Origin of the sequence: Micromonospora parva (assembly GCF_040649675.1) — a bacterium.
GTDB classification, from domain to species: domain Bacteria; phylum Actinomycetota; class Actinomycetes; order Mycobacteriales; family Micromonosporaceae; genus Micromonospora; species Micromonospora parva.
Window position 1 is genome coordinate 646,223 of the sequence record NZ_JBEZFX010000001.1, and the last position, 14,746, is coordinate 660,968.

Sequence of the window (14,746 nt, forward strand, 5' to 3'; positions counted from 1 at the left end):
CGATGATCACCACCTTCGCCGCGACCGACGGGACCACCCTCGCGTACCGGACGGTCGGGGTGGGCGACCCGCTGGTCTGCCTGCCGGGCGGGCCGATGCGTGACTCCGCGTACCTCGGTGACCTCGGCGGTCTGGGCGCGCACCGGTCGCTGCTCGTCCTCGATCCGCGAGGCACCGGCCGCTCGGCGGTCCCGGCGGACGCCTCGACCTGCCGCTGCGACCGGATGGTCGACGATGTGGAGGCGCTGCGCGGACACCTGGGCCTCGACCGGCTGGATCTGCTCGGGCACTCCGCCGGCGCCAACCTGGCCCTGCGATACCTGACCGGGCACCCCGATCGGGTGGGCCGGCTGGCGCTGGTCGCCCCGAGCGTCCGCGCGGTCGGGCTGAAGGTGACCGCCGCGCAGCGCCGGGAGGTCACCGAGGCCCGGTCCGGCGAGCAGTGGTTTCCGGTGGCGGCCGCGGCGATGGAGGCCGTCCTCTCCGGTCGGGCCGGGCCCGACGCCAAGCAGGAGATCGCACCCTTCCTCTACGGCCGGTGGGACGCTGCGGCGCAGGCCCACCAGGCCGCTGAGGCCGGCCAGCACAACGAGGAGCTGGCGGCGATCTTCAGCTCGGACGGCGCGTTCGACCCACCGGTCACCCGTCGGGCACTCGCCGCGCACGCGGGCCCGGTGCTGCTGCTCGCCGGTGCCGTCGACCTGGCCGCGCCGCCGGGCCTAGTGGCCCGGTTCGCCGAACTGATTCCCCGCGCCACGCTGGTCGTCCAGCCGGACGCCGGGCACTATCCGTGGCTCGACGACGCCGAGGCGTTCACCGCGACGGTCGCGGCGTTCCTCGCCGGCTCGGACGGTGCTTGAGTCTCCAGCGGGGGGAGACGCGAGGGTGAGGGCATGAGCGGGGAGACACGGCACACGATCGGCGAGCTGGCGCGACGGACGGGCCTGAGCGTCAAGACCATCAGGTACTACGCCGACAGCGGGATCGTGCCGCCGACGGACCGGAGCCCGGCCGGCTACCGACGGTTCGGCCCGGCGGCCGTGGCCCGACTGGAGCTGGTCCGCACGTTGCGGGAGCTGGGCGTGGACCTGGCCACCATCCGGCGGGTGGTGAACAAGGAGGTGCCGCTGCCCGAGGTGGCCGCCGCGCACGCCGAGGCGTTGGCGGTGCAGATCCGGGTGCTGCGGCTGCGCCAGGGGGTGCTCACCGTGGCGGCGCGGCGCGGGTCCAGCGCGGCCGAGGTGGACGAGCTGCATCGGCTGGCCCAGCTCACCAGGCACGAGCGCGGGCAGCTGGTGGCGGACTTCCTGGGCGGCGTCTTCGCCGACCTCGGCGATTGGCCCGCGTCCCCGGGGGTGATCGTCTCGATGACACCGGAGCTGCCCGACGACCCCACCAGCGCGCAGATCGAGGCGTGGCTGGAGCTGGTCGAGCTGTGCCGGGACCCCGGGTTCCGGGAGCGGATGCGGCTGCTGGTACGGCAGCACGCCGCCGATCATGACGTCCCGGGACTGCCCCGCCCGGACGCCGTCGCGGTGGTCCGGGACGCGGTGGCCGCCGCCTTGACGGCCGGTCTCGACCCGACCAGCCCGGACGCCGACCCGGTGGTCGCCGCCGTCACCGGCCGGTATGCGCGCCTGCGCTGTCACCCGGACGACGCCGACCTGCGCCAGCTGTTGCTCGACCGGCTCGTTCCGGCCAACGACCCCCGCCGGGACCGCTACCTCGACCTGTTGGCGGTGCTCAACGGCTGGTCGACCGGCACCGCGACAGCGCCGGCGGTGGACTGGTTCATCCGGGCCCTGCGCGCCCGGATGCCCGAGCCGGCTCGTTGACCCGCCCGTCAGCCGAACCAGGTCATCGCCTGGCCGTGGCCTCTGGCCCAGGCCAGCGGCTTCCCGTCGAGCGCGAGAACGTTGTGCAGCGCGTCGTTCGGCGGCGCGGGCAACGCGTCGTACCGGAGCACCTCCGGCCCCTCGGCCGCCACCCAGTGCCCCGGCAGTTCGCGGACCAACCGGACGAACGCCTCCCGGCGCGGGGGCGGCACCTGGTAGAGCACTGACGTATGGAAGACCACGAGCGTCGCGTCGGCCGGTGCCCGCGCGGCCAGCGCCGGCAGGTCGTCCACCAGGTCGCCGCGGACCAGCAGCGGCGGGTCGGCCGCGGCGATCGCCGCCGCGGCGCGCAGCCGGACCCGCCGGTGGGCGTGTTCCGGCCAGATCAGGGCGTCCAACCAGGACACGTCGTCAGGGTCGGTCACGTCGAGCGGGTTGAGGTCCAGGCCGGCCCGCCACACCACCTGGGGTAGGCGTGCCGGCGGCACCAACCCGTCGGCAGCGCAGTCGAGGATCGGCTCACCGGAGCCGACCTGGTGATCGCCGTAGCGGTACCCGTACCGGTCGGGGTAGAGGCAGAGCCCGGCCGACGCGCCGACCTCCAGCAGGGCCACTGGCTGTGGCAACGCGGCGAGCAGCGGCAGCAGGACCGCGCACCGGCCCGCCTCGTTCGTCTGGGTGGCCCGGGTGAGCATCTGCGCCTCGATGGCCGGCCAGTGCGTCAGCACGTAGTCGTGGAAGGTGACCGGGTCGTCGACCGGGCCGCCGAGCCAGCGGACGACGCCGAACAGCAGGTTCGGCTGCCGTTTGGCCGGCGGTAGCCCGTCGAGCAGGGCCAGCAGGTCCTCGTCGTGGGCGACTGCCTGCGACAGGCGCTCGTACGTGGGCGACACCCCGCGCGCCTCCCGGACGGCGAAGTCGACGTACTGCTCGCTGATCGTCATGGCCCGATGATGGCACCTGCCCGATGGCCGGACCGTCCGCTGCTACGGCGACCGCACCCGGGATGACGGCCAGTACCCGGTTCGCGGCGCTGGTCAGCGGTTCTGCCGTTCGACGCCGCGTCGGACGAGTCCGCGGATGCCGGGGAGGGTGACCGCTCGGATCGTGAGGTCGTTCATCCAGACGTGCAGCCGGCTCGGTGGCGCGTACTGGTACATGCCCCGGCGGGCGAGCGCCTGCCGCCTGGTCACCTCGGGGCGCAGGCCGGTCTCCCAGCCGGCCAGGGCGGACGGGATGTCGTCGCCGTGCCGGCGCAGGGCGGCACCGAGTTGGTCGGCGCCGGCGAGCGCCAGTCCCGCGCCGTGCCCGGCGAAGAGGGTGACGCACCAGGCCGCGTCGCCGAGCACGACGGCGCGGCCGGTGCTCCACCGTGGGCTGTCCACCTGGCTGACCCGGTCGAAGTACGCCCCGGCCGGGTCGGTCTGGAGGTGACCGATCGCCTCGGGCACTCCCCCGGCCAGGTCTCCGAACGTCGCGCGGATCGCGTCCACCGGTCCGCGTGCCAACTCCCGAGCGGGGTCGGCGCACCGGTAGGTGAAGAAGGCCGACGAGCGGGCGGGCCCGAGGTTGACGATCGCCGCGGTGCGCCCGGGGCCGATGAAGGTCGTCGCCGACGACTCGGGCACCTCCGGCACCGGGTGCGCCAGCGGGAAGGCCGCCACGACGTACGGCAGGTCGACCCGATGGTCCGGGCCGAGGATCGTCGCCCGGGTCGTGGAGTGCACGCCGTCGGCACCGACGAGCAGGTCGGCGTCGTACGTGGTGCCGTCGCTGAGGCTGATCCGCACCCGGTCGGCGGTGGCGTCGATTGTGGACACGGTGGTGCCGAAGCGGATCTCCACCTGGTCGCGTACCGCCTCGTACAATGCGGTTTCGAGGTCGCCGCGGAACACCGTCATGGTTCGGGGACCCAGCGCCGCCTCGGCGACCGCGGCGGGCACCGTGAGCTTCGGGCGACCGTCCGCCCGGACCAGCACTGTGGTGAACGGGCCCAACGCGTGGGTGGACAGCGCCGGAACCAGCCCGAGCCGCTCGGCCGCGTCGTAGCCGGCGCCGAGCAGGTTGACCAGGTAGCCACTGCTGCGCCGGGTCGGAGATCGTTCGACGACGAGCGGATGCCACCCGTCCTGCGCCAGACGTAGGGCCGTCGCGAGACCAGCTATGCCGGCCCCGACGATCACCGCTCGTTTCATCAGCACTCCCCAAGACCAGAATGAGCATCTGCTCAAACATTATGAGCAGATGCTCATCCCCGCACAACCCGCCTAGACTCAGGGAATGCCACGCGGAGTTCCCATCGCTGAGCCCCGGCAGCACCTCTTCGCCGCCGCCGAGCGCCTGATCGCCGCCGCAGGTCCCGGCCAGCTCACCAGCCGAGCCGTCACCGGCGAGGCCGGCGTCGCCACCGGGCTGCTCTTCGCCCACTTCGCGAACTTCGACGACTTCCTGGTGGGTTACGCCGTCGACCGCAGCTTCCAGATCGCCGGCACCGCGGCCGGCCTTCCCGCCCGCGCCGGCACCGGCACGATCGCCGCGAACCTCAGCGCGGCGATCCTCGCGACCCCGCTGATCGTCCTGCGCGGCGTCACCCGGCTGATGGCCTGCCGGCCGGCGTTGGCCGCACAGGTCGAGGCGGTACTGGGCACCGGCAGCACCGTGCCGCAGAGCCTCGAACGCGCCGTCGTCGACTACCTGAACGCCGAACGACAGCGCGGACGGCTACCAGCGGGCGTCGACACCGAGGCGCTGGCGCTGGCCGTGGTGGGCGTGCTGCACCACGTCGCCCTCATCGACGCGACCGACGAGGTGGCGCACGCACGCATCCAGCACACCGTGACCGCGCTGGTGGAAAGCTTCCCGGCCGTCACGTCCTGAGCCCGCCCCCTGGCCCGCACCGGCCCGCCGGCACCGTAGAGTTCTGCGGCGGCCGGACCGTTGATCAGCAGCTCAGCGGGCAGGGGCAACGGGAGGAACGGGTCGTGCGGGGTGCGGGTGTCCGGGTACTGATCGTCGGCGGAGGTGTCGCCGGACTGGCGACGGTGGCCGCGCTGCGCGAGTGGGGCGCGACGATCGACGTGGTCGAGCGGGCGTCCGGGCCGACCGGCTCCGGCACCGGGATCTACCTCACCGGCAACGCGACGCGGATGCTCGACGTCCTCGGTCTGCGCGAGCCGGTCGCCGACGTCGCCGTGGAGATCACCCGGCAGCGCAGCGCCAACCAGCGCGGGCGTCGCCTCTTCGACATCGACGTGGCAGCGCTCTGGCGGGGCGTCGGGCCGTGCGTGTCATTGCCCCGCGCGCAGCTGCACCGGGCGCTGCTCGACGGCGTCGGCGACGCCCCGATCCGCTGGGGCCGCCAGCCGGTCGCGCTGTTGCAGGAGGGCGGCCAGGTCGCCGTCGAGTTCGACGACACCAGCACCGACCGGTACGACCTGGTGATCGGCGCGGACGGGGTGCACTCGACCGTCCGCCGGCTCGCCTTCGACGGCCAGGCCGCCCGCGACCTCGGGCAGTACGCGTACCGGTGGGTCGCTCCGCGGATCGACGACGACCCGGTCTGGTCGGTGCAGTTGGGGCGCGGGAGGCAGTTCCTGACGATCCCGATCGGCGCCGAGCAGACGTACTGCTACTACAACGACGGCCCGGTGGCCGAGCGGCAGGGCTGGCGCGACGACCTGGCTGCGACGTACAGCGAGCCGGTGGCCACCATGCTCAAGGCCCTGGACTACGACGACAGCACCCTGCACGCCGGGCCGAACCAGGAGGTGGTGCTCGACTCCTGGGCCCGGGGGCCGGTGCTGCTGGTCGGCGACGCCGCCCACGCCACCTCGCCGAACATGGCCCAGGGTGCGGCGATGGCGCTGGAGGACGCTGTCGTGCTCGCCTCGTCGTTGGCCGCCGCCGATTCCGTCGCCGACGCGCTGCGCGCTTTCGAGGCGCGGCGCCGCCCACGGACGAACTGGGTGCTCAGCCAGACGCACCGCCGCGACAAGGCCACCGGGCTCCCGCCCGCGCTACGCGACCTGGTGATGCGCCGCCTCGGCGAGCAGATGTTCCGCTCGAACTACGGGCCGCTGTTCGCCCAGCCCTGACCGGCGCTGCTCACGGCACCTGGCCCGGCCGGTCGACGATGGCGACCCGCAGGACGGCGGCGGCCGACTCCAGTGACTCCTTGCCGTTGCGTATCACCGAGTTGCGGGTGCCGAGGTAGACGTGGGAGTCCCTATCGAAGATGAGGTCCACGTTGCCACCGATCACACCGGGCATCCGAATCGCCACCCCGTGCCGGCCGGCGGCGTCCACCACGTCGCCGGAGATGACGACCGCCCCGGGCTCCCGTGCCAGCACCTCGTACAGCGCCGCCAGCGCTCGGGGTGGCACGTAGCCGCGAAGCATCGACCGCGCTGTGGTGTACGCCATGCTCTCGTCCCCGTACACGGCCTCCTCGTCGGCGCCTTCGGGAAGGTGCAGGTCGACCGGGTGCTTCCGGAGGTATCGCAGCAGCGCGTCCGGGTCGGTGGGCAGGCCGCCGTGGTACGCGGGCGGCTGGAACGCGTCAAGCTTCTTCTCGGGATCGCCGGCATCGTTCATACGGAGCTCCCTCAGCCCGCTCCACCCGTTCGGATCGGCCTCGGGTCGGTACCGCCCCTGGGTGTACGCGACTCCGCCGGCCGACTGCCACAGTTGGTTCCGGATCGTCAGGTACGGGCCGCTGTCCGGCAACTCCCGGGTCGTCGCCAGGATCTCCGTGAAGACGTACTGGTCGGGACGGGCGGTGAGCTCCGGTTGTTGCCGGGCGGCGTCGGCCGCCAGGTGGAAGATCTCCGACGCGCTGGCCGTCGGCGGCGGCTGATCACCCAGTTTGATCGTCTGGACCACCAGCGCACCGGCGGTCAACGTCACCGCCAGCCCGAACGCTCCGGCGAGGCGCCAACCGCTGAGAAACCGGGTACGGCGACCGGTGGGACGGGCCTCCGACGCCGCCTCGCCCCGATGGGCCACGTGTGCGGTCAGATCCCTGAGAAGTTGCTCCTCGAAACCCTGCGGCGACCGTTCGGTCTCGTTCATCGTCATCTCCGTCTCCTCAGGCGAGGGTGGTGGCAGGGCGGGCGAGCACGGCGCGGACGAGCCGACGGGCGCGATGCAGGCGGACCCGGGCGGCGACCGGCGACATCCCGAGCACTGTCGCCGCCTCCGCGACGGTGAGGCCGTCCACGGCGACGAGTTCGACAAGCGTCCGGGTGCCCTCGGGGAGGTCGCCCAGCGCCCGATACGTGCGGCGGGCGGCCTCCTCGGCGTCGATCCGCTCCTCGATCCGGGCGATGTCATCGGGGCCCAGGTCCCGCCGTCCGGCCAGACGACCGGCGACCCGCAGCCGTTGGGCCGCCCGACGCCGCTCGTCGCCGATGACGTTGCGGGCCACCCCGTACAGCCAGCCGATCTGGCTACCCCGGTCCGGCCGGTAGCCGGCCGCCGACTCGATCACCGCCAGGAACACGTCGGCGGTGAGGTCGGCGGCGAGGTGTGGATCGTCGACCCGCCGCGCCACGAACCGGCCCACCGCCTCCAGGTGCCGCCGGTAGAAGACCTCGAAGGCCACCGGATCGGTGCCGATGCCGGAAATGTCGTCATCGGCTCGGTCGGGCTCACTCACGGGCCGTCCTCTCTCGCGCCTTCACACCCCTTCTTCGTACGGCGGAGCGCGGGTGTTACGCCGTAATGCCGCTTCCCGCCCGGCGCGGAACGCGGCGCTGCCGGTCCAGTTGGGCAACCGCCCTGGTGATGCGGCATTATCGAAGCACCGGCGACTGGCGGCACGGGGATGGTGAAACCATCGGGGAGCCTCTCGCGGGCGTCGACCGCCTGGGCGCCTGCGTCGAGGGACCATCGTGACCACGACCAGCCCATCCGTCGACAACCGCAACCCGTCGGGCACGGCCCGACTCCTGCCGGGCGCACCAGTCGCCGCAGCCGTCCTGGCCGAAACCGCGGCTGCCGCCACCCGTCTGCGCGAGCGCGGCATCACACCGAGCCTCGCCACCATCCTCGTCGGCGACGACGACGCCAGCGCCGGTTACATCGCCATCAAGCAGCGTCAGGCCGCCGCGCTCGGGTTCGACTCCCCGCACGCGCACCTGCCGGCCACCGCCACCCAGGCGGAGCTGCACCAGGCCATCGCCCGGTTCAACAACGACCCGGCCGTGCACGGACTGCTCGTGCAGTACCCCGTTCCGGGGCACCTGGACTACGACGCCGCGCTGCAGACCATCGACCCGGACAAGGACGTCGACGGCATGCACCCGCTCAACATGGGACGCCTCGCCGTCGGGCTGCCCGGCCCGCTGCCGTGCACCCCCGCCGGCATCGAAGCCCTCCTGGCGTACCACGAGATCCCCGTCGCCGGTCGCGAGGTCGTCATCCTCGGCCGGGGCGCCACCCTGGGCCGCCCCCTGGCCATGCTGCTCGCCCAGAAGCGCCCGACCGCCAACGCCGCCGTCACCGTCGTGCACACCGGCGTGCCCGACTGGGACCGCTACACCCGCCGCGCCGACATCCTCGTCGCCGCCGCCGGCGTACCCGGCATCGTGCGGCCTGAGCACGTCAAGCCCGGCGCGGTCGTCATCGGCGCCGGCGTCCGCTACGACGGTCGGCGGCTCCTGCCCGATGTGGACGAAGCGTGCGCCGAGGTCGCCGGCGCCATCACGCCCCGGGTCGGCGGGGTCGGCCCGACCACCGTCGCGATGCTGTTCCGCAACGCGGTACGCGCCGCCGAACGCGCGAGCCAGTAACCCGGTCGCCGAGATCGCCTGATGCTGAGCAGCCCGGTCGTCCACAGCTACTCGGCATCAGGTGATCCAACGGGCTTTCTGCGGTTGGAGATCTCCTCCAGGTGCTGAAGCTGGTGCTGCCGGACCATCTCGTCCCAGACGCCCTGGTCGTAGTCCGGATCCGGCGGGATCCATTTGTGCGAGTTGTCGCTGTAGTGGAACCGCTCATCGCCCCGTCGGATCAGACTCACCGGACCCAGCCCAGGAAACGCCGGTGCAGCAGCCCGGCGGGCACCCAGGTCAGATCCTCGGCCGCCCAGACCAGGTAGAACCCCATATAGAGGGCCAACGACACAGGTGTGCCCTCGAACTCTGCAACCAGCTCGGTGCGCCGGGTCCGGCAGGGCCAATGTGCAGCGCAGCCGCCGCAGGTCCACACCGGAAGGACCGGGCCGTGGGTGGTCACGGCCGACCATCCAGGAAGCGCCGGATGGCCGACCGGGCGTGCCAGCGGACCGCCCATTCCGCCTGATAACAGGGGTACGGGGACAGCCGCGCCCACCACCAGCGACAGCCGGCGCAGAGCCCGTCAACGCCGGGCAGGTGCACGGACAAGATTCGTCCGACCTGATCCTCGGTCACTCCTGCTCCTCCCCTGGCCAGTGGCCTCGGCGGATCGGGATGCGGTGCCGGGCTCGGCACGGCAGGTCGGCGCCACATCGGCAGATCCGCCGCCACCGCTGCCACGACCAGACCGGCCGATGGCGCCGAGCCAACGTCAGCGCCACCGCCAGCAGGTAGTCGTCGTACGGCACGTGTTTGGGCACCCGACCTCCGCGCGAGTTGTCGCGCCGTCGCCTGGCGTGACCACTTCACCACACACCACTCAGCCGTGTCTTGTCAATCTGCAAGTGACAATAGTCAACTGAAAGTCGCGCCTACGTTCAGGTCGTGAAGCGACCGCGCTTGTACGGGCCTGGCGAGTTGGCCGCCCTGTTCAACGTGTCGCGCCAGCGGGTACTCCAGATCACCCGCCGACCCGGCTTCCCCGAGCCGGTGGCCCGCCTCATCGGGACGACCATCTGGGACGCGGACGAGGTGGACGAGTGGGCCAAGCACAATCGCCCACCACGCCCAACTGAGGGCGACGAAGACCGCTAATCCCGCAAATCAGGAGCTGATCCGATCGGGCATGGAGACTTCGGATCGCCTGGTCTGGCGCAAGTCGAGCCACAGCGACAACAACGGCGGCGCTTGTGTCGAGGTCGCCGAACTGCATACGAGCATCGCGGTGCGCGACAGCAAGGACCCCAACGGGTCGACCCTTCGCTTCACGAGAGGCGCCTGGACGGGGTTCGTGCGCAGCATCCGGTAGCTCCCGGCCGCAATACCAGAGCAGCAGGCATGCCGTGCCCTCGGCCGACCCCTAGCAGTGGAGGCCCGTTCCGGCTGCCCAGCGGATGGCGATGCCCGCGGGGTGCGCCTACCGGCCGCTGTCCGGTTGGGGGGCCTCCAGGCGCCGGGCGATCTGTTCGATGGCGGTGAGGTCCTCTGGCGTGAGCCGGTCGATGAAATGGCGTCGTACCGACTCGACGTGGGCGGGTGCGGCCGTGGTGAGGGCGCCCAGGCCCTCTTCGGTAAGCACGAGGAGGCAACCTCGACCGTCGGCCGGGTCGGGAGTGCGCCGGAGTAGGCCGCGCTCCTCCATCCGGCTGGCGTGCCGGGACAGCCGGCTGCGGGACCAGCCCATCTTGTCGGCCTGCGCGTGCAGGGTGCTGGTGTGGTCGGGTCTTTCCGACAGGGTGCTCAGCACCTCGTAGTCGGGCTCCGAGAGTCCGATCGCCGCCAGGTCACCCGAGGTGCCGGCCTGGACGGTCACCATCACCCGCAGAAACGCGCGCCACGCCCGCTCCTCGTCCGGGTTCAACCAGTGCACCTGCGCTACCTCAGGTCTCGTTGACATGTAAACAACCTACCCCTATATTTCGTTTCCATGTCAACGAAACCGCTCCGCCTCCTCGTCCTGGTATGCAGCACGCGCCCAGGGGCCCTCGGCCCGGTGATCGGGCAGTGGTTGATCGACGCGATCACGCCCTGCGCCGCCGAGCTTGGCGTCGAGTTGGTGCCAGTGGCCCTCGTCGACCTGAATCTGCCGTTCCTCGACGAGGAGGAACATCCGTCGTCGGGCATCTACCGGCAGGAACACACCCGTCGGTGGAGTTCGATCGTGGACGCGGCGGACGGTTTCATCGTGGTGACACCGGAATACAACTACGGGATGCCGGCGACCCTGAAGAACGCGCTGGACTACCTCGGCCGCGAGTGGGCGTGGAAGCCGATCGGCTTCGTCAGCTACGGCAACACGTCGGCCGGCACGCGGTCGGTCCAGCACGCCAAGCAGGTCGTGACTACGCTGCGACTGGTCCCGTTGGGCGCCACGGTCGCGATCCGCATCGGTGACGCGTTGGACGACGGACGGCTGCGCCCCGACGCCGCGCGCGATGCGGCGAGCCTAGGCCTCCTGAACGAACTGGTCCGGGTCTCCCACGCCCTCCGGCCGATGCGCGAACGGGCAGGCGCCGGGACGGTCGCTGGCCCCGTGCCGGGCTCGTATGCGCGGCGGCTGACCCCCGACGACGCGCCCGAGGTCACCGTGCTGCAGCGGTGCTGCTGGGTAGAGGAAGCCGTCGTCAACGACACCTTGGCCATACCTGCCCTGCACGAGTCGCTGGAGCAGGTCCGCGAGTGGCTGGCGGACCAGCACACCACGGGCGTCTGGCTGGACGGTCGACTCCTGGGCATGGTGCGTACCCGCCGCGCGGGCACCGACTGGCACGTGGGACGCCTCGCCGTCGTACCGGACCTACGCGGTCACGGGCTCGGCCGGTGGCTCCTGCGCACCGCCGAAGCCGCCGCCGACCCGGGCATCCGCCGCATCGTCCTGTTCACAGGTTCCAATAGCCAGCGGAACATCAACCTTTACCACAGCGAGGGATACGAGCTCGTGCCATCGACCAGCACGGACGGAACCGCGCTCCTCACCAAGGACGCTGAACCTACGCCCGAGCACCGACACTCGAGACTCGGTGAGAATGCACGCTCATAGCCGCTGGCTGGGCGCTTACCTCTGCACGCGCCCGGGGATGGAAGAGCCTGGAAACGGCGCTGCCCCGGCCTCCCAGAAGGGGAGCCGGGGCAGCGCTTATTGCCTACGTCAGCTGCAGCCGCTGGTGGAGCCGCAGCCCTCGCAGACGTAGCAGCTACCGGCCGGGCGCATCTTCGTACCGCAGGTGAAGCAGAGCGGCGCGTCGGCGGCCTTGCCGATCACGGCCTCCAGCAGTTCGGTGCTGGAACCCACTGTCGGAGCCGGCTTGGCGACGGCCACGTCGGCCATCTCCTGGGCCGGCTGGGCGACAGCCTCAGTCTTGGCCGGAGCCTCGACCGGCGCGGATGACGCCATCGCGGTGAGCTCGGCGCCGGTGACCCCGGCGGCCTCCGCGTCGGCTTCGGCCCGCAGCTGGGCGGCCCGCTCGCTGGCGGTGAAGATGCCCAGCTCGGCGCGGCGCTCGTAGGGCAGGAAGTCCAACGCCAGGCGACGGAAGATGTAGTCCATCACCGAGGCGGCCATCCGCACGTCCGGGTCGTCGGTCATGCCGGCCGGCTCGAAGCGCATGTTGGTGAACTTGCTGACGAACGTCTCCAGCGGCACGCCGTACTGCAGGCCGATGCTGATGGCCACCGAGAAGGCGTCCATCACGCCGGCCAGGGTGGAGCCCTGCTTGGACATCTTGAGGAAGACCTCACCGAGGCCGTCGTCCGGGTAGGACGACGCGGTCAGGTAACCCTCGGCGCCACCGACGGAGAAGCTGACCGTCTCGGACGGGCGCTTCTTCGGCAGGCGCTTACGCACCGGCCGGTACTCGATGACCTTCTCGACCGCGGCCGGCGCGGCGGCTGCGGTGTCGACGGCGGCCGGCTCGGTGGCCTTGTTGTTCTTGGCCACCGAGAGCGGCTGGCCGACCTTGCAGTTGTCGCGGTAGATCGCCAGCGCCTTCAGGCCGAGCTTCCAGCCCTCGAAGTAGATCTTCTCGACGTCCTCGACGGTGGCCGCCTCCGGCATGTTGACCGTCTTGGAGATCGCGCCGGAGACGAACGGCTGGATGGCCGCCATCATCCGCACGTGACCCATCGGGGCGATCGTCCGCTCGCCCATGGCGCAGTCGAAGACCGCGTAGTGCTCCGGCTTGAGGCCGGGGGCGTCCACCACGTGGCCGTGGTCGGCGATGTGCTCGACGATCGCCTCGACCTGCTCCTCGGGGTAGCCGAGGCTGCGCAGGGCGCGCGGCACCGTCTGGTTGACGATCTGCATCGAGCCGCCGCCGACGAGCTTCTTGAACTTGACCAGCGCCAGGTCCGGCTCCACGCCGGTCGTGTCGCAGTCCATCATGAAGCCGATGGTGCCGGTCGGGGCCAGGACGCTCGCCTGCGCGTTGCGCCAACCGAACTTGTCACCGATCTTGTTGCCCTGGGTCCACTGCTTGGTCGCCTCGCGGACGATCGCGGTGGCCACCGGGCTGGTCGGCTTGATCTCGTCGTTGGCCGCCGCGTGCTTGCGCATGACCCGCTTGTGCGGCTCGGCGTTGCGGGCGTAGCCGTCGTACGGGCCGACGACGCCGGCCAGCTCGGCCGAGCGGCGGTAGGCGGTGCCGGTCATCAGCGAGGTGATCGCCGCGGCGACCGAGCGGCCCTGGTCCGAGTCGTACGGCAGGCCGGTGGCCATCAGCAGGGCGCCGAGGTTGGCGTAGCCGATGCCGAGCTGCCGGTAGGCGCGGGACGTCTCACCGATCTTGTCGGTCGGGAAGTCCGCGAAGCAGATCGAGATGTCCATCGCGGTGATGACGAACTCGACGGACTTGACGAACTTCTCCACCTCGAAGCCACCGTCGGCGCGGAGGAACTTCATCAGGTTGAGCGAGGCGAGGTTGCACGAGGAGTTGTCCAGGTGCAGGTACTCCGAGCACGGGTTCGACGCGGTGATCCGGCCGGTCTCCGGGCAGGTGTGCCAGTCGTTGATCGTGTCGTCGTACTGCAGGCCCGGGTCGGCGCACTCCCAAGCGGCCTGGGCGATGGAACGGAAGAGCTTCTTCGCCTCGATCGTCTCGATGGTCGAGCCGTCGAGCCGACCCCGCAGGTCGAACCCGCCGTCGTTCTCCACCGCCGTCATGAACTCGTCGGAGACGCGGACCGAGTTGTTGGCGTTCTGGTACTGCACGCTGACGATGTCGGAGCCGCCGAGGTCCATGTCGAACCCGGCGTCGCGCAGCGCGCGGATCTTGTCCTCCTCGCGCGCCTTGGTGACCACGAACTCCTGGATGTCCGGGTGGTCGACGTCGAGGATGACCATCTTGGCCGCCCGGCGGGTCGCGCCGCCGGACTTGATGGTGCCGGCCGAGGCGTCCGCGCCGCGCATGAAGCTGACCGGGCCGGAAGCGTTGCCGCCGGAGGAGAGCAGCTCACGGGACGAACGGATGCGCGACAGGTTGACCCCGGAGCCGGAGCCGCCCTTGAAGATCAGCCCCTCCTCCTTGTACCAGTCGAGGATCGAGTCCATCGAGTCGTCGACGGCCAGGATGAAGCAGGCGCTGACCTGCTGCGGCGACGGCGTGCCGACGTTGAACCAGACCGGCGAGTTGAAGCTGAACACCTGGTGCAGCAGCATCCAGGTCAGCTCGTGCGCGAAGACCTCGGCGTCGGCCGGGCTGGCGAAGTAGCCGTACTCCTCACCGGCGGTGCGGTAGGTGTTGACCACCCGGTCGATCAGCTGCCGCAGCGACCACTCCCGCTCCGGGGTCCCCACCGCGCCCCGGAAGTACTTGGTGGTGACGATGTTCGCCGCGTTGACGCTCCACGACTCCGGGAACTCGACCCCCCGCTGCTCGAAGTTGATCGAGCCGTCCCGCCAGTTCGTCATCACGACGTCACGGCGCTCCCAGGAGACCTCGTCGTACGGGTGGACCCCCTCCGTCGTCCACACCCGGTCGATCTTCAGCCCCGCGCCTGCCTTGCTTCGTGAACGGCTAGTTGTCACGCCGTCGCCCCCCTCGTCTGCGCGGTGCCCCACCGCGCGTCCCAATCTCTCGA

16 protein-coding genes and 1 riboswitch are annotated in these 14,746 nt (G+C 71.3%); of the genes, 8 read left to right on the forward strand and 8 right to left on the reverse strand.

What is annotated here, in order from left to right:
- Positions 1-2 precede the first annotated feature (2 nt).
- Together AB0C03_RS02850 and AB0C03_RS02855 are read left to right on the forward strand one after the other, a co-directional pair.
- On the forward strand, positions 3-860 hold the full coding sequence (locus tag AB0C03_RS02850; protein WP_357633797.1) for an alpha/beta fold hydrolase: 858 nt from the start codon (positions 3-5) through the stop codon (positions 858-860).
- A 33-nt stretch (positions 861-893) separates the two neighbouring features.
- Positions 894-1,835, forward strand: a complete 942-nt coding sequence (locus AB0C03_RS02855) for a MerR family transcriptional regulator (protein WP_210861064.1) — start codon at positions 894-896, stop codon at positions 1,833-1,835.
- An 8-nt stretch (positions 1,836-1,843) separates the two neighbouring features.
- Here the strand turns inward: AB0C03_RS02855 and AB0C03_RS02860 are convergent, their stop codons facing one another.
- Together AB0C03_RS02860 and AB0C03_RS02865 are read right to left on the reverse strand one after the other, a co-directional pair.
- Positions 1,844-2,779 (reverse strand): DUF2332 domain-containing protein, encoded by a 936-nt coding sequence (locus AB0C03_RS02860; protein ID WP_030337396.1) that lies wholly within the window; start codon positions 2,777-2,779, stop codon positions 1,844-1,846.
- A gap of 93 nt (positions 2,780-2,872) precedes the next feature.
- Positions 2,873-4,030 (reverse strand): FAD-dependent oxidoreductase, encoded by a 1,158-nt coding sequence (locus tag AB0C03_RS02865; RefSeq protein ID WP_357633802.1) that lies wholly within the window; start codon positions 4,028-4,030, stop codon positions 2,873-2,875.
- A gap of 85 nt (positions 4,031-4,115) precedes the next feature.
- Here AB0C03_RS02865 and AB0C03_RS02870 point away from each other — a divergent pair, with 85 nt between their 5' ends.
- Positions 4,116-4,712: a TetR family transcriptional regulator gene (locus AB0C03_RS02870; protein ID WP_210862994.1), complete on the forward strand. Its 597-nt coding sequence runs from the start codon at positions 4,116-4,118 to the stop codon at positions 4,710-4,712.
- A gap of 104 nt (positions 4,713-4,816) precedes the next feature.
- A complete protein-coding gene (locus AB0C03_RS02875; protein ID WP_357633805.1) occupies positions 4,817-5,929 on the forward strand; it encodes an FAD-dependent monooxygenase in 1,113 nt (370 codons plus the stop codon).
- Positions 5,930-5,939: 10 nt separating this feature from the next.
- Here the strand turns inward: AB0C03_RS02875 and AB0C03_RS02880 are convergent, their stop codons facing one another.
- Positions 5,940-6,911, reverse strand: a complete 972-nt coding sequence (locus AB0C03_RS02880; RefSeq protein ID WP_210866662.1) for a CU044_5270 family protein — start codon at positions 6,909-6,911, stop codon at positions 5,940-5,942.
- A 10-nt stretch (positions 6,912-6,921) separates the two neighbouring features.
- Positions 6,922-7,491, reverse strand: coding sequence for an RNA polymerase sigma factor (locus AB0C03_RS02885; protein ID WP_051708848.1), 570 nt, complete (start codon positions 7,489-7,491; stop codon positions 6,922-6,924).
- Positions 7,492-7,631: 140 nt separating this feature from the next.
- Positions 7,632-7,713: riboswitch (ZMP/ZTP riboswitch) on the forward strand.
- A gap of 13 nt (positions 7,714-7,726) precedes the next feature.
- On the opposite strand from AB0C03_RS02885, the gene AB0C03_RS02890 reads away from it, so the two are divergent.
- On the forward strand, positions 7,727-8,626 hold the full coding sequence (locus AB0C03_RS02890; protein ID WP_051708847.1) for a bifunctional 5,10-methylenetetrahydrofolate dehydrogenase/5,10-methenyltetrahydrofolate cyclohydrolase: 900 nt from the start codon (positions 7,727-7,729) through the stop codon (positions 8,624-8,626).
- A 47-nt stretch (positions 8,627-8,673) separates the two neighbouring features.
- Here the strand turns inward: AB0C03_RS02890 and AB0C03_RS02895 are convergent, their stop codons facing one another.
- Positions 8,674-8,856 (reverse strand): hypothetical protein, encoded by a 183-nt coding sequence (locus tag AB0C03_RS02895; protein WP_357633809.1) that lies wholly within the window; start codon positions 8,854-8,856, stop codon positions 8,674-8,676.
- 387 nt (positions 8,857-9,243) lie between these two features.
- Positions 9,244-9,432: a hypothetical protein gene (locus AB0C03_RS02900; RefSeq protein WP_030337387.1), complete on the reverse strand. Its 189-nt coding sequence runs from the start codon at positions 9,430-9,432 to the stop codon at positions 9,244-9,246.
- A 124-nt stretch (positions 9,433-9,556) separates the two neighbouring features.
- Between AB0C03_RS02900 and AB0C03_RS02905 the strand changes: the two genes are divergently transcribed.
- Together AB0C03_RS02905 and AB0C03_RS02910 are read left to right on the forward strand one after the other, a co-directional pair.
- Entirely contained in the window at positions 9,557-9,766 is a 210-nt protein-coding gene (locus AB0C03_RS02905; protein WP_030337386.1) for a helix-turn-helix transcriptional regulator, read from the forward strand.
- 31 nt (positions 9,767-9,797) lie between these two features.
- Positions 9,798-9,980 (forward strand): DUF397 domain-containing protein, encoded by a 183-nt coding sequence (locus tag AB0C03_RS02910; RefSeq protein WP_210858238.1) that lies wholly within the window; start codon positions 9,798-9,800, stop codon positions 9,978-9,980.
- A 108-nt stretch (positions 9,981-10,088) separates the two neighbouring features.
- Here the strand turns inward: AB0C03_RS02910 and AB0C03_RS02915 are convergent, their stop codons facing one another.
- Positions 10,089-10,568 (reverse strand): MarR family winged helix-turn-helix transcriptional regulator, encoded by a 480-nt coding sequence (locus tag AB0C03_RS02915; protein WP_030337378.1) that lies wholly within the window; start codon positions 10,566-10,568, stop codon positions 10,089-10,091.
- Positions 10,569-10,667: 99 nt separating this feature from the next.
- On the opposite strand from AB0C03_RS02915, the gene AB0C03_RS02920 reads away from it, so the two are divergent.
- On the forward strand, positions 10,668-11,711 hold the full coding sequence (locus AB0C03_RS02920) for a GNAT family N-acetyltransferase (protein ID WP_435823358.1): 1,044 nt from the start codon (positions 10,668-10,670) through the stop codon (positions 11,709-11,711).
- A 108-nt stretch (positions 11,712-11,819) separates the two neighbouring features.
- Here AB0C03_RS02920 and AB0C03_RS02925 read toward each other — a convergent pair whose 3' ends face one another.
- Entirely contained in the window at positions 11,820-14,693 is a 2,874-nt protein-coding gene (locus AB0C03_RS02925; protein ID WP_400447338.1) for a vitamin B12-dependent ribonucleotide reductase, read from the reverse strand.
- Positions 14,694-14,746: the final 53 nt, after the last annotated feature.